The sequence below is a fragment of the Pseudomonas sp. 43A genome (assembly GCF_013363935.1).
Lineage (GTDB): Bacteria > Pseudomonadota > Gammaproteobacteria > Pseudomonadales > Pseudomonadaceae > Aquipseudomonas > Aquipseudomonas crudilactis.
This window is the reverse complement of sequence record NZ_CP054880.1, coordinates 2,287,503-2,301,956: the sequence shown is the minus strand read 5'-3', so window position 1 is coordinate 2,301,956 and position 14,454 is coordinate 2,287,503. Positions and strand designations below refer to the sequence as shown.

Sequence of the window (14,454 nt, the reverse complement as noted above, 5' to 3'; positions counted from 1 at the left end):
ATGATAGCCGTAATTTTTACTGATCCGACCAACATCCGCGTGTCTTCCCGTTGTGCCCTATCAGGCAAAACAAAAAGGCCGGTCAATGACCGGCCCCCTGGCGTTGAATAATCAGCTTAGTTGACTTCCAGCTTCTCGCGATTGCGATCCAGAATGGCCTTGCCGATCCCCTTTACTTCCAGCAGCTCATCGACCGAGGCAAAGGGACCATTTGTTTCGCGATACGTAACAATCGCCTTCGCCTTGGCCTCACCTACGCCGGACAATTCTTTCTGCAAGGTTGCCGCATCGGCGTCGTTAAGATCGATTTTTGTACTCTGTGAAATCGCGGCAGAATGCGTAACCAAAGGCGCCTTTTCAGATACCAAAGGTGCGACAGGCGCCGCAATAGTGGCGATTGAAGCACTGCTGAGAAAGGCAAAAATCAGCGAATAAAAGTAACCCGTACGCATTGATGAAGCTCCATGTCATCGTTTGAGAAAGCAGCTTTTCCGAAGCTGCTCCTCAAACTTAGGTCATGGCAGGCGCATGTCAAAAATGCGTGAGTTACAGAATGTGAAACAATCAAGGCTCCAGCCGGCGCTGCTGATGGATCCAGTCGACGATTTCACCGTCAGGCGTGTAGCCACTGACCGTTTCGCGCAGAAGCTGACGGACCCTGGCGTAATCATCTTCCTCAACCGCCATAAGCAGTTCGCTCAACCGTGCTTTCAATATTTCCCACGGCAGGTGATCTTCATTGGCAGTCATGATCATTGGGTGGGGTGTGGCGGCAACGTTGTCGCCGATCAACAGCTCCTCGTAGAGCTTTTCGCCAGGACGCAGCCCTGTGAACTCAATGGAGATATCACCCTGTGGATTGCGATCGGAACGAATGCTCAGACCAGACAGGTGAATCATTTTCTCGGCGAGTTCAACGATTTTCACCGGTTCCCCCATGTCCAACACGAAAACATCTCCACCCTGCCCCATCGAACCGGCCTGGATAACCAGTTGTGCGGCCTCCGGAATGGTCATGAAATAACGGGTGATTTTCGGGTGGGTGACGGTCAGCGGACCACCTGCTTTGATCTGGCTGTGAAACAGAGGGATCACTGATCCGGAGGAACCCAGCACATTGCCAAAGCGCACCATCGTGTAACGCGTTTTATTCACTCGCGAGACATTGGCCTTGTCACCGAATAGCACCGGTGCGACTTCGCGACTGAGCGCCTGAAGCGTGAGCTCCGCCAAGCGCTTGGTACTGCCCATCACATTCGTCGGCCGTACCGCCTTGTCGGTCGAGATCAGGACAAAGTTGGCAACCCCGGACTGCAAAGCTGCCTGCGCAGTATTGAGGGTACCTATCACATTGTTCAGTACGCCTTCAGCAACGTTGTGCTCAACCATCGGCACATGCTTGTAAGCGGCGGCGTGATACACCGTTTCGACCTGCCAGGTGGCCATCACATCGAGCAATTTGTGCTGATCACGAATAGACCCGAGAATCGGCAGCAACCTGACAGGCGTTGACTCCCGACGCCCACGCTGTTCGAGCTCGGAAAGAATGCTGTAGAGGTTGAACTCGCTGTGATCGAACAAAATCAGTGTGGTCGGATTCAGCGCGAATATTTGCCGACAGAGTTCGGCACCTATCGAACCGCCAGCTCCCGTAACCATGACGGTCTTTGCTTTGATGCAACGCTCAAGCAGATCAGGCTGCGCAGGGACTGCATCGCGACCCAACAAGTCGGCAATATCAACCTCCTGGATGTCTTCGACCTTTACCCTGCCGCTGGCCAAATCAGTGAAGTTGGGAACACTGCGCACATGGAGCGGAAAACTCTCCAGCAGATTCAGAATCTCCCTGCGGCGTGCTCTTGTCGAAGACGGTAGGGCCAGCAGTATTTCCTGCGCCCCCGTTTCATCGATCATTTGTTGAATATGCTTGGGTTTGTAGACCTGAAGTCCGGAAATGGACCGATCGGCAATCCCGGCATCGTCATCGATAAAAGCTACGGGGCGCATGACACGCCCCATTCGCAACGCCGCGACAAGCTGATTCCCGGCCACACCCGCGCCGTAGATAGCGACTTTGATAAGCCCGTCATCCCGACTCGTGAACGGAACGTGTTGAGCGGCATCGAACCAGTCGCCCATGAAATACTGGCGCATGCACAAACGCAATCCGCCGATGATGACAAGGCTGAGCCACCAGTAATTGAAAATGATCGAGCGAGGAATCACAGCCTGATGATTGCTGTACCAATAAACCACCAGGGCGAGAATCAATGAAGACAGACTGACCGCTTTGATAATGGCAATGAGCGCATCGTTACCGAAATAACGCATGACCGCCCGGTACATGCCGAACCGGATGAAAAGAGGCACTGCAATGACCGGCGCACAGACAAAAAGCCAGAAGTGGACCTTCAACGGGTTGTACATATCGTCGATGCCGAGACGTACGATAAAGGCCAACCACAGCGCGAGCCATACGAGCACGACATCCGTCGCGACCTGAATCAGCCTTTTCTGCCTGCGAGGCAGGCCAAGCAACAAAGTCCGTACCTTATCCATTACCCCTCTCTGAGCGTGACGCCCACTCCTTAATCACAGCGATCTTCATTGTACTCACCTCGCTGGAACAAGCAGAAACGAATAAAGCACTATCCGGACAAGCGCGCTGGCCGGTACGCTTTTTGCTTCATCCAGCGAGCGAGCATTTTACGTAAAGCCTCGCTACAATCGTAACCTAAGCGGCACAAGGAAATTGTCGTAAAATTGACGCGTCGGGCAGTACTTCGGAGTTTCCGCTGACGAGTTTCGCTGACATTTATGACCGCCCCGTCGCACTTCAATTGAAAACCCAATCGAATTCACGAGCCAAAATGTCCAAAAATATTACCGTTCATACACAGTCTGTGGACGCGGCGCGTCGAAGCTCATTAAAAAATCAGCGCCCTGTCGTAATTTGGCTGACTGGACTGAGTGGAGCCGGAAAATCCTCAGTGGCCAATGCACTGGAGCTGGCGCTATGTGAAGCAGGCAACCACACCTATCTGCTTGACGGGGATAATCTGCGCATGGGGTTGTGCAGGGATCTGGGATTCAGCGACGACAGCCGAGTGGAAAACATCCGGCGAGTTTCCGAGGTTTCCAAGCTCTTCATCGATGCCGGCCTGATTGTCATCACTGCATTTATTTCTCCATTCCACCGAGACAGGCAGTTGGCGCGGGAAGTAGTCGGCAATGAGTCGTTCATAGAGGTTTTCGTCGACGCTCCGCTGTCCGAGTGCAAGAGAAGGGACCCCAAGGGGCTCTACAAAAAAGCAGAGCAAGGATTGATCAAGAACTTCACCGGCATCGATTCTGCTTACGAGGCCCCTGAAAATCCTGAAATTCGCATCAACACACTCGAACATGATGTGAATACTTGCGTAGCGCAAATCCTCAAGTATCTGAAAGAAGTGTACATATGAAGTCTCTCGTAATTATCGGAGCCGGTTTTAGCGGGACCGTGGCAGCGATTGAATTTTTACGTACAGCACCTGAGGGTTCCACACTCCTTATTCTCAATCGTTCAGGACAATTGGCCAGAGGCCTTGCTTATGGCACTAACAGTGCGATACATCTTCTGAATGTACCTGCTGGCAATATGTCAGCAATTGTCACCGAACCTGACTCGTATCTTGATTACTGCAAATCTCAGGACAAGGACATCACTTCGAACTGCTTTACGCCTAGAAAAATGTATGGCGAGTATTTGGAGTCTTTGCTGACCAAAGCGGAGTCAGATGCGCGTGGACGCGTTGATTTCAAGCAGATCACCGGCAATGCCAAGCGCATTTCCCCGTTTGAGACAGGCGCCAGGATCGAACTGGATACCCGGGAAGTAATACTTGCGGACCAGATCATTCTTGCGCTCGGGCATTTTCCGCCACTGTCACCCGCAGCATTGCGTCCGCTACAGGATTCTCCGTGCTTCATCAAAGATCCTTGGTCGAACGATATATCGAAGCTCCGGGACAGTGACTCGCCAGTCTTGCTGGTCGGTGGAGGACTGACGGCGCTGGATGTGATCTCGAGTTTAAAAAAATCGAACCACACAGGCGAAATAACAATGCTTTCCCGGCGTGGTTTGCTCCCCATTCCACACAGAGTCAGCAGAGGTTCGACACACTCGCATCCTGAGCTTACTCTGGAACTGACGCAAAAAGTCCCCGACATTCTGGGTTATTTCCGCACGATCAGAAGTTATATAAGCAGCAACCCTGAAATGAATTGGCGAGATGTAATCGCGGCGATTCGTCCTATAACGCCCAAACTCTGGCTGAACCTTCCCGACAAGGAGCGCCGTAGATTCTTACGCCACCTGCAACCCTACTGGGATGTGCACCGCCACCGTGTGGCGCCTGCGACATATGAGGTATTTGATGCGAGCCTTAAAGTAAAAAAAATAAGGACTCTCGCAGGCCGCTTGCATTGCGCTGAAGAGATCGCATCCGGCGCCAAAGTATCGGTCAGATTACGAGGTGAGCAGCATCTGACAGATATGACCTTTAATTACATCATCAACTGCACCGGCCCGAATTCAAACCCTTCGCTTATAAATGAAGAGTTGATCAAAAACCTGGTGCTTGAAAACCTGATCAGCATTGACGCATACGGACTCGGAATCAACGTAACTCAGGATCTGGCAGTCATTGATCAGACAGGAAATGCTTCTTCCTGGCTGAGTTATGTAGGGCCGATGCTGAAAGCGAATCTATGGGAAGCGACCGCCGTCCCTGAGCTACGTATCCATGCGTCGGAAGTAGCGAAAAAAATTGTTAGATTATTCAATGAAGAAGCATTGAAAGCCTAGTCTGGTCAATTTCACACATCAACCCTCCCCGAGCGTACTGCCACCACAAGCATGGTATGCCAGGGGGAGGACTCGCTACTTCTGCTCAAGCGTCACTGGGGGCAGTTGTACAATAAACAGGAGAATCATTGGTAAAGATGGCACTCCAACGCAGGAACATTAATTTATTCAAAGCTGTGTCTACCCGTCCCCTATAGATACAACCATTACATTTTGCAGTGCGGTGCGTGGGAGCAATCAGACCTGTATAATCACTAACCATGCCGTTTAAACAAGGCCAATCTCCATAAAATTCAGGGACAACGGACTCACCTTTGGAAAATCAGTCATTTCTAAACGCCCCCGACCGCAAGCCACCTCCTCAGCGCTCTAAAGCAGTAATCGGGGTGTTGCTCTGCACATACAATGGTGAGCAATATCTTTCTCAGCAAATCGACTCGATCATCGATCAGTCCCATGAGAACTGGAAGATATACGTCTCTGATGACGGCTCAACTGATGATACTCTCCAAATACTTGAAAGCTATAAAAAGCAACTAGGCGAAGAGCGACTGCAAATCTTCCAGGGCCCTCAAGACGGTTTCGCCAAGAACTTCCTGTCATTGATCAATCGCGAAGAAATTGACGCAGATTATTTTGCATTTTCCGATCAGGACGACATTTGGCTCAAGGACAAACTCGAAAGAAGCTTACATCTCCTCTCAAACACTCCTGGCAATGCACCCAATTTATACTGCTCACGCACGTTATTATTTGGAAGCACGCAAACCAAAAGCGAAATGTCTCCGCTTTTTCAAGCCTTACCGAGTTTCAAAAATGCTTTGGTACAAAGCCTGGCCGGTGGCAACACCATGCTCATCAATCAACAAAGTCGTGAATTGCTGAAGCGTATCGACAGCAACCAGAAGATCATCTCCCACGACTGGATTACTTATCTGGTCGTAAGTGGATGTGGCGGCCATGTGGTCTATGATCCCGAGCCTACTGTTCTCTACCGGCAACACGAAAACAATTTGATAGGCGGAAACATGAACCTGCGCGAACGTGTGAGCCGATTGAGAAAGGTGCTGAGTGGTAGTTTCATCGAATGGAATGATCACAATCTGGTCATAATAAATTCCTTCAAAACATTATTAACCGAGCAGAACAAAGCCACACTTGAGATTTTTGAACAAGCAAGAAACAGCCATTTATTTGGGCGGATCGCACTCATCGTAAAGTCCGGTGTATATCGACAAACCGTGGCGGGCAATATCAGCCTGGCCCTTGCAACGATCTTGAACAAACTCTGACAGAACCTGCTGACAGAACGGGCTGTAACGCCTCCAGAACAGCCCTCTCCCTTCAGAAAAACAGCCTCGTTCGCCGCCGAAAATTTGACATCACTTGCACAGGTCCGAAACACCTCCCTCCGTTAGCCTCCTGAAGGCTAAAAATTCATTCGAACAGTGCAATAGCCTCCTGCATATCGTAAAATCGAAGGTCGAGTCGGATTGAACCGATGAACATTTTAGCTAACGCGATAATGTTAAAAAAAGCTTTGGAAAGTACCTCGTGTCTGGAGACCACAAATGAAAGCCGTTATTACAGGAATCACTGGTCAGGATGGCGCCTACCTGGCGCAGCTCCTGCTTGAAAAGGGCTATACCGTATTTGGCACCTATCGCAGGACCAGTTCTGTCAATTTTTGGCGCATTGAAGAACTAGGCATCGAAAATCATCCGAATCTGCATTTGGTCGAATATGATTTGACTGACCTCTCCGCAAGCATTCGCCTGCTGGAATCCACCGAGGCTGTTGAAGTTTACAACTTGGCGGCACAAAGTTTTGTTGGAGTGTCTTTCGACCAGCCTCTCACTACAGCAGAGATTACAGGCTTGGGCGCAGTGAATTTGCTCGAAGCTATCCGTATCGTTAACAAGAAAATTCGCTACTACCAGGCGTCGACATCGGAGATGTTTGGTAAAGTTCAAGCTATTCCGCAAAAAGAAGACACGCCTTTCTATCCAAGAAGCCCGTATGGCATTGCCAAACTATACGCACACTGGATGACCATCAACTACAGAGAGTCGTATGATATTTTTGCGACAAGCGGAATATTGTTCAATCATGAATCCCCGCTTCGTGGCAGAGAGTTCGTGACTCGAAAAATTACCGATGCCGTTGCTAAAATCAAACTTGGTAAACAAAAAACTCTAGAACTTGGCAACATGGATGCCAAGCGCGACTGGGGTTATGCCAAGGAGTATGTCGAAGGCATGTGGAGAATGCTCCAGGCGGAGACACCGGACACATTTGTTCTGGCAACTAATCGTGCAGAAACGGTCCGTGACTTCGTTTCTCTGGCTTGTAAAGCCGTAGATATCAATCTTGCCTGGGAAGGAAACGGCGAGCAGGAAAAAGGTATCGATACAGCTACAGGCAATACGATTGTATCGGTGAACCCGAAGTTCTACCGCCCTACCGAGGTAGATCTGTTACTGGGCGACGCCACCAAGGCCAAGGAAACCCTCGGCTGGGAAGCAAAAACATCTCTGGAAGAACTGTGCCGCATGATGGTTGAAGCGGATATGAAAAGAAATCAGATAGGATTTTCGTTCTAAGAGAAAACCGTGCCCTCTTCTGGCTCATCACTCCTGGAAAGGTCATGAGGTGAGCCAGCCGGCTTTAATCCAGAGGTGACAAGCATTGAAAAAGCTACTTTTAACGGGCGCCAACGGATTCGTCGGTAACGTTTTACTTGAGCACCTGCTCAATGCGGGATATCAGGTAACCTGCACGACCACATCACCTGCTAAATCACAGTCAGGCGATTACGAATCCATCAATCTTGACATTCGTGACGGTAAAGCAGTCGAGGCTGCCGTCAGAAAAGTAAAGCCGACACACCTTATCCACTTAGCAGCCATTTCCAATGTCGCCACCAGTTTCAGTGCCCCCTATCTGACATGGGAAACAAACGTCCTCGGCACAATTAACATTCTGGAAGCGATCAAAACCCAAGCGCCAGATTGTTTTTCGCTATTTGTAAGTTCTTCAGAAGTCTATGGATCAGCATTCAAAAGTAACATCCCCTTGAATGAGGAGAGCAAATGCCTGCCACTCAATCCATATGCGGCTAGCAAATTAGCCACTGAAGCGGCGATTGGTCAATACTTCGCAACATCCCTGAGAGGGATAATCGCGCGCCCTTTCAATCATATCGGCCCAGGGCAATCCCCCGAGTTTGTGACGGCTTCTTTCGCCAAGCAAATCGCCATGATTGAAAACTCCAAACAAGAACCAGTCATCCACGTAGGAAATCTCGATGCCAATAGAGATTTTCTGGATGTACACGATGTCTGTCGTGCATATATCAAGTTGTTAGAGTCGAAGCAAAACGACCTGCCGCACAATACTTACAATATATGCTCAGGAAGGGCTTACAAAATCAGAGAGCTGCTTGAAATGATGCTCAGCCAAAGCGATGCAAGTATTGATATTAGACTTGATCCCGCAAGGCTTCGTCCTTCCGATATACCGTTTGCCGTGGGCTGCAACAACAGGATAACCACTGATATCGGTTGGCACCCAGAGAAGTCGATTGAGGATGCGCTAGGATCGCTTCTAAACTATTGGAGGGAGCAATCGAAAAACGCCGCCCTTCGCAACCGTGCGCTTTAATGGTACGCGCAACCTCCGAAGCTTTTTCTGCTAGAGAAGCAAATCTCAGGGATAAATAGATGTTAATTCCAATAATTTTGAGTGGCGGAAGCGGAACGCGGCTTTGGCCACTGTCCCGCAGGGACTTACCAAAGCAGTTTCTGGCACTGGTTGATGAAGAGCAGACGCTCTTTCAGCAAACGTTGGCAAGAGCGTCCCGTCTCCCTGAAGCGCAAGCGCCTATTATTGTTTGCAGTGAAACGCATCGCTTCGTAGCGGCCGAACAAGCACGGGCTCAACTGGAAGGCAAACCAGCTGCCATTATTCTGGAGCCTGTCGCAAGAAATACCGCGCCTGCAATCACCGCGGCTGCGTTGTTGGCACAAGAAATCGACAGCAACGCCAACATCATCGTTTTTCCGGCCGACCACATAATCTATGATAGCGACAGCTTCATAAAGGCAGTAACAGATTCATATCCACTGCTTGAGAAAGGGCATCTATTAACTTTCGGTATACGCCCGCAAGCTCCAGAAACAGGATTTGGATACATTCGTCGCGGAAAAACCATTGGCTTTTCGGCTTTTGCAGTTGATAAATTTGTAGAAAAACCCGACTTGCCCAAAGCCATTGAATACCTCGAATCCGGCGATTACGACTGGAACTCCGGAATATTCATGTTCAAGGCTGCTGATTTCATAAGTGAAATTGCCCGCTATGCGCCGGATGTATTAACCAATGTCAGCAATGCGGTAAAGAATTCCGACAAAGACATGGACTTCATCCGGCTGGAACAAGCCTCTTTTGAGTGTTCGCCAGACGTATCCATCGATTACGCGGTGATGGAAAAAACAAAGAAAGCGGCAGTTATTCCAGTTGAGTGTGGCTGGAATGATATCGGATCATGGTCGGCTCTTTGGGAAGTTCTACCAAAGGACGAAAACCAGAACCACATCAAGGGTGACGTTATCACTATTGATACCCAAGCCAGTATGATCATGAGCCATGACCGTCATGTGATCGCCACTGTGGGAATTGATAATTTAATCGTTGTGTCGACACCTGATGCGACACTGATCGCTGCCAAAGACAAGGTGCAGCACGTCAAGTCAATTGTAGACAAACTTAAAGCATCGAATCGTACCGAGCATCTTTCTCACCGAATCGTCTATCGCCCTTGGGGATGTTACAACTCAATCGACTCTGGAGCGCGATTCCAGGTGAAGAGAATCATTGTCAAACCTGGTGCCTCTCTGAGTTCGCAGAAACACTATCATAGGGCTGAACACTGGATAGTCGTCTCAGGCACTGCAGAAGTCACTTGCGACGACAAAGTGCTGTTACTATCAGAGAACCAAAGCACGTACTTACCATTAGGCTCTGTACATCGCCTTCATAATCCAGGAAAGCTACCGCTGGAGCTAATTGAAGTACAATCCGGAAGTTATCTCGGAGAAGATGATATCGTTCGGTTTGATGATATATACGGAAGAAAGTAAAAGAATATTTAGTTAGCCCGGGTTTCCAGGGCTAACTAAATAACAACAGCCTACCTGCACGCCATCAGCAGCACTTGCAACCCATTATTTGGCATCATCTGTTTTATATCGATCCAGCAATCTGCGATGCCAAGGTTTTTTAGGGACTGCTGCAATATCATAAGAAATGAATGCCAGTATCAATTGCAAGCCCGTCAAGATTGGAAGGGCAGAAAGCATAACCGTCCCTGCTGGCGTGACCGTTCCCTTATTGATCGACGAGATCCACTCCCCTAGACCGAACACAACACCAAACACCATCAATGCGACACCGATGGGTAGCTCGAAAGAAGCTATGGACAAATCCCTCAGGTAGTAATTGTAGAAAATTCGCTTGAAAAAATTTCGGCAATGTTTCATCAAAAACTCGCCAACAATTTTCGATATTTTCAAATTACTGACTTCATCGCCGTAAGTCGCATCCATCGGAACATCTTGAACTACCGCCCGAAGAATATTCAGACGGAACAATATATCCGTTTCAAAAAAATAGCGTTTGCTGATTTTTTCAAACGGCAGGTGTTTAGCAACATCAGCATGGATAGCGGTATATCCATTGGTAGGATCGAATAGATCCCAGTAGCCCGATGAGAACTTCGTCATAAAAGAAAGGACAGCGTTACCGAAAATCCGGATACCCGGCATAGCCCGCAGTTCTTCAAGGTCATAGAAGCGGTTACCTTTAGTGTAATCCGCTTCACCTGCGAGGATAGGTTCAGCAAAGAACGATACAAGAGACGGGTCCATCTGCCCATCACCATCAACTTTTACTATTACCGCCGCGCCATCAGCAATCGCCTGCTTATAGCCGGTCATTACAGCACCACCAACCCCTTGGTTGATTTCATTGTATAAAACAACTACGCGTGGATCTGTACATATTTCTTTGATGTAATCGCCGGAACCTTCCGGGCATTTGTCATCTACTGCGTAAATCCGCCAGACCTCGTCACCAAAACCGGCAATGACTTTTTCAATATGCGCTCGCACCTTATAGCAAGGAATAACGACAGCTATTTTATCTCGATTTTTGCTCATGACACTCTCATCATCTAAATATACAAGTGAGTTTAGTGCACTGAAATCACTTCTACTGAAAGCGAGGAGAGTGCTACACCTAACGCTCTGGTCGACCCGAGCGGTTTCAAGGGTTTTGACGACACCAAAATATGTTGTGTTGGCTCCTTAACATCAACGGAGAACTCATAATCTTCCCGGACATCACTCATCTTTATAGGAGTTACCGTTCCACCGATCCTGATCTCAACTGGCTCCACGGTATTCTCCTTGAGGGCCCATCCGGAAATTTTGACCTTGAGCTTTCCAGAAACCTCTTTGGACAGTTTGATCGAAGCTTCCCGCTCCGATGTCCATACCCCCCATTCTTCAGCCTCGTTGAACCCGCGGAATACGCTTCGGTTGCCGGCTTTCTTGAGGTCTATCGAGATTTTCTCGCCTGCGGCAAGAGTTCCTTCACTTTCAATCAAATAAAATCTCAGTGGCTTTAGATCCGCGATTAACGTGGTTTTCATTTGCAGATCATAATCCCCATCAACCACGAGCCAGTCTGCCCCTGCGATGTCCTGACCGGTAATTACACTCCCTGGTAACCGATCAAGAGGCCGAACTGCTTTCCCTAGATTAAACAGCGCGTAGGACTCTCGGCCGAACCTTTCTTGAGATACCAGCACGCCATCGCCATAATCACCGGCATTTATCAATTGACCTAATACCCGGGTTTTACTCGATACATCTTTATTATTTGATAAGTGCTTAACAAGCCAAGAGTAATTCTGCAACAAGCCGACAACCAATATTGCAAACAAGAATATTGTGTAGCCTCGAAAAAACAGTCGCGTCCGGCTTACACAATAAACAATTCCAGCAAGCAGGCCCGCGTACAGCACATACCCCCAATGTCCAAACTGAGAGTTATAGTTCCAGAGATACCAGTTCTTGCTATTAAAGAAAGCAAAGAGCAGCGGGTTATCCCACGGGTAGATCTTGATAAGCCCATTGACCAAGAACAACGACAGAACTACTGCCAATAACGAAATGCCAAGCATTAATTTCCGATTTTTCTCGGGACATTGAGCAACCGCATAAAAATAAAGTCCCGGCAGTAACACTATTGCGGGCCCTAAGTAACGTCCGTGCAAACGAAAGGCTTCACTATCCTTTAACAAGGCTGCGCCGGCGGTGAACCACGCCGTCATCGCCACGTGCACCCCGATCAGAGCCAGAGCAAAGACTGCCAGCATCAGCTTTGCAGATTCTGAGGATAGCGAATCGGCCGGTCTGGATAATCCTCGAAAAGTACCGGCTACCGCCCAATAAATCACCGGCGCAAAAACCATGCAAATAACAACTGCATGCAGCGAAAAATACAAACCGAAAAGAATAATTTTTCCTAGGAGGGTGACTTTTCCAGATGCGGGCTCGATATACTGCCCATAAAACGAAAGCCCCAGTGCGTTGGATGGATTGAAACTCCACACCCCGCTTAGCATTCCCCATATAAGAACAGTCGTTAAATAAGCGAACACGATAAAAATCAGCACATGGAACGCACTGCGTTTCAGGTAACCGATTTTATCAATAGAGATCCGGTATACCGCTATAGCCCCGATTACGGCAAGCATAATCGCCAGAGCATGGGGTTTAATCAGAATCGCAACCGCCACCAGGACGCCCGCCAGCACACATGCCAGATATGGACGACTTGTGTAGCCACGTACCATCACATATCCGAGAATCGAAGAAAGCAGTACCAGTTCGACTTCGGGCATTACGGCGTAAATGTATATCTGGGACGGTAGCAATAAAAATGCGCACACTCCCAACACACTATAATTGCGACCTAGAGTCGGTGACACCGTCTTGAACAAGACAACCGCGGCAGTCAGATACTCTGCGATATGTACAAGCCTGTAACCAATAACAAACTGTTCATTGAAAACATTATAAAAAAAACGAACGATCGAAAAATACAGTACATTTGTTAGTTGTTGGAGAGATGGATCTCTTTCATGAATCATTTGAAGATCAGAGGAAAATTTCCCGCTGATAAAGTAAACATACTCATCAGATGCGAATATCGGTGTGCCCGCGACAACCGAGAAACCAAAAAACAGCATTGCTGCAATCAGCAATAAATATGGCAAGGAAATACTGAACCTGTCGCCAAACGGATTTACTATCATCACCCTTCTCTCAGCCTGATTATTTCTTTGTCATGTGCCTCTCGGCACATGACATCGGCAACCTGTACCAATCAGGTCAGGAGATTAATTTCCGAATCTGAGCCAGCCTTTCCGCATAGCGAAGACCGGTCTGTCGGTAACTGAAGTGAGTACGCATATGAGTGCTGGCTTTCTTGCCCACATCACGTCCAAGGCCGGGGTTATCAACAAGTTTCACCATGTAATCTGCTGCCTGCTCGATATCCGGGTCCGCCCAAACCTGATTCTCGTAAAAAGGATACTCTCCTTCGAGGACAGGAATTAGCGAATATTGAACCGGCAAAGAAACATCATCACTCATGAAATCAAGGTTCCCCGAGTATGAGGTGGCAATTACCGGCTTGCCCAGAACCATAGCTTCAGCAATTCCAAAGCCGTACCCTTCAGATCGATGCAGCGAAACAAAGCAGTCGCACGATCGGGCCAGATTCTTCACCTCGTTACTGCTCATACCGCGGTGAATCAGTGTGACTTGCTGGTGAAGGTCCTTGACCTGCTCGCTTAACTCCTTGAAAGCCTCCGGATTGGTTTCGACCCCATTAACCTTGATAACCAGATGAGCTTTGGAATAGGGACGTTGCTCGAGGAGTTTGCGGAACGCTGCCACCACGCCCTCTGGATTTTTTCGGGTCGAGTACGAGCGGAGGTCGTAAAAAAACAGAAAGGTGTAATCCGATTCAGGGATACCAAAATACCGCCGGCCTAGAAAGCCATCAAGGCTGATCTCACACGACAATGGCATGTGATAGACGTCCTTGGAACAAGCCTCTGACAATCCATCCAGGATAAACTTCGAAGGTGCCCAGATTTCATCGAACTTATCCAGGTAGTCAGCCCAGACTTTTGGATAATTGGGCAACTCCCAGAGCGGATAGATAACGTTGTATCCGGAGATCTCATGAAGATTGGCAAGGTGCTTAAGAGCCTGCTCAACTTCGTTCCCATTGATATGAAAAATATTGATGGGTGCCAATCGTTTAGCGATAACCCCCGAAAATTCCTCCAACTCCACGTCAGAGGGCGCTTCAATCTGATATATATCAATCAGATTTGGAGTTTGATGAACTCGCTTGAAAGACCGGAAGGAAGCGCGAATATGCTCGCCCATACCAATAGGAGCATAGGGATGCCCCACCAGACATACATCATCTTTAACCACACTAGTACGCGTCATAATATTAACCAG

The 14,454-nt window shown here is 48.6% G+C and carries 11 protein-coding genes; 6 read left to right on the top strand and 5 right to left on the bottom strand.

Features of this window, described 5'->3' with window-relative positions; all coding sequences use genetic code 11:
* Positions 1-116 precede the first annotated feature (116 nt).
* Together HUW52_RS10245 and HUW52_RS10240 are read right to left on the bottom strand one after the other, a co-directional pair.
* A complete protein-coding gene (locus tag HUW52_RS10245) occupies positions 117-452 on the bottom strand; it encodes a ComEA family DNA-binding protein (RefSeq protein WP_016986929.1) in 336 nt (111 codons plus the stop codon).
* A 112-nt stretch (positions 453-564) separates the two neighbouring features.
* Positions 565-2,559, bottom strand: coding sequence for a nucleoside-diphosphate sugar epimerase/dehydratase (locus HUW52_RS10240; RefSeq protein ID WP_016986930.1), 1,995 nt, complete (start codon positions 2,557-2,559; stop codon positions 565-567).
* Positions 2,560-2,870: 311 nt separating this feature from the next.
* Here HUW52_RS10240 and cysC point away from each other — a divergent pair, with 311 nt between their 5' ends.
* The 6 genes from cysC to HUW52_RS10210 all read left to right on the top strand — a co-directional run bounded on the left by cysC (position 2,871) and on the right by HUW52_RS10210 (position 9,987).
* On the top strand, positions 2,871-3,461 hold the full coding sequence (gene cysC / locus HUW52_RS10235; RefSeq protein ID WP_016986931.1) for an adenylyl-sulfate kinase: 591 nt from the start codon (positions 2,871-2,873) through the stop codon (positions 3,459-3,461).
* Complete coding sequence (locus HUW52_RS10230; RefSeq protein ID WP_175553545.1) at positions 3,458-4,846, top strand: FAD/NAD(P)-binding protein; 1,389 nt, start codon at positions 3,458-3,460, stop codon at positions 4,844-4,846. Before cysC ends, HUW52_RS10230 begins: the two co-directional genes overlap by 4 nt.
* 314 nt (positions 4,847-5,160) lie before the next feature.
* A complete protein-coding gene (locus HUW52_RS10225) occupies positions 5,161-6,138 on the top strand; it encodes a glycosyltransferase family 2 protein (RefSeq protein WP_246376023.1) in 978 nt (325 codons plus the stop codon).
* A 279-nt stretch (positions 6,139-6,417) separates the two neighbouring features.
* Positions 6,418-7,449 (top strand): GDP-mannose 4,6-dehydratase, encoded by a 1,032-nt coding sequence (gene gmd / locus HUW52_RS10220; RefSeq protein WP_175553544.1) that lies wholly within the window; start codon positions 6,418-6,420, stop codon positions 7,447-7,449.
* Between the two features lie 85 nt (positions 7,450-7,534).
* Complete coding sequence (locus tag HUW52_RS10215) at positions 7,535-8,509, top strand: GDP-mannose 4,6-dehydratase (protein WP_016986935.1); 975 nt, start codon at positions 7,535-7,537, stop codon at positions 8,507-8,509.
* A gap of 59 nt (positions 8,510-8,568) precedes the next feature.
* A complete protein-coding gene (locus HUW52_RS10210) occupies positions 8,569-9,987 on the top strand; it encodes a mannose-1-phosphate guanylyltransferase/mannose-6-phosphate isomerase (protein ID WP_016986936.1) in 1,419 nt (472 codons plus the stop codon).
* Positions 9,988-10,071: 84 nt separating this feature from the next.
* Here HUW52_RS10210 and HUW52_RS10205 read toward each other — a convergent pair whose 3' ends face one another.
* From HUW52_RS10205 to HUW52_RS10195, 3 genes are all read right to left on the bottom strand, one after another.
* On the bottom strand, positions 10,072-11,064 hold the full coding sequence (locus tag HUW52_RS10205; RefSeq protein WP_016986937.1) for a glycosyltransferase family 2 protein: 993 nt from the start codon (positions 11,062-11,064) through the stop codon (positions 10,072-10,074).
* Positions 11,065-11,096: 32 nt separating this feature from the next.
* Positions 11,097-13,229 (bottom strand): glycosyltransferase family 39 protein, encoded by a 2,133-nt coding sequence (locus HUW52_RS10200; RefSeq protein ID WP_175553543.1) that lies wholly within the window; start codon positions 13,227-13,229, stop codon positions 11,097-11,099.
* A 76-nt stretch (positions 13,230-13,305) separates the two neighbouring features.
* Positions 13,306-14,442, bottom strand: coding sequence for a glycosyltransferase family 4 protein (locus tag HUW52_RS10195; RefSeq protein ID WP_026000734.1), 1,137 nt, complete (start codon positions 14,440-14,442; stop codon positions 13,306-13,308).
* Positions 14,443-14,454: the final 12 nt, after the last annotated feature.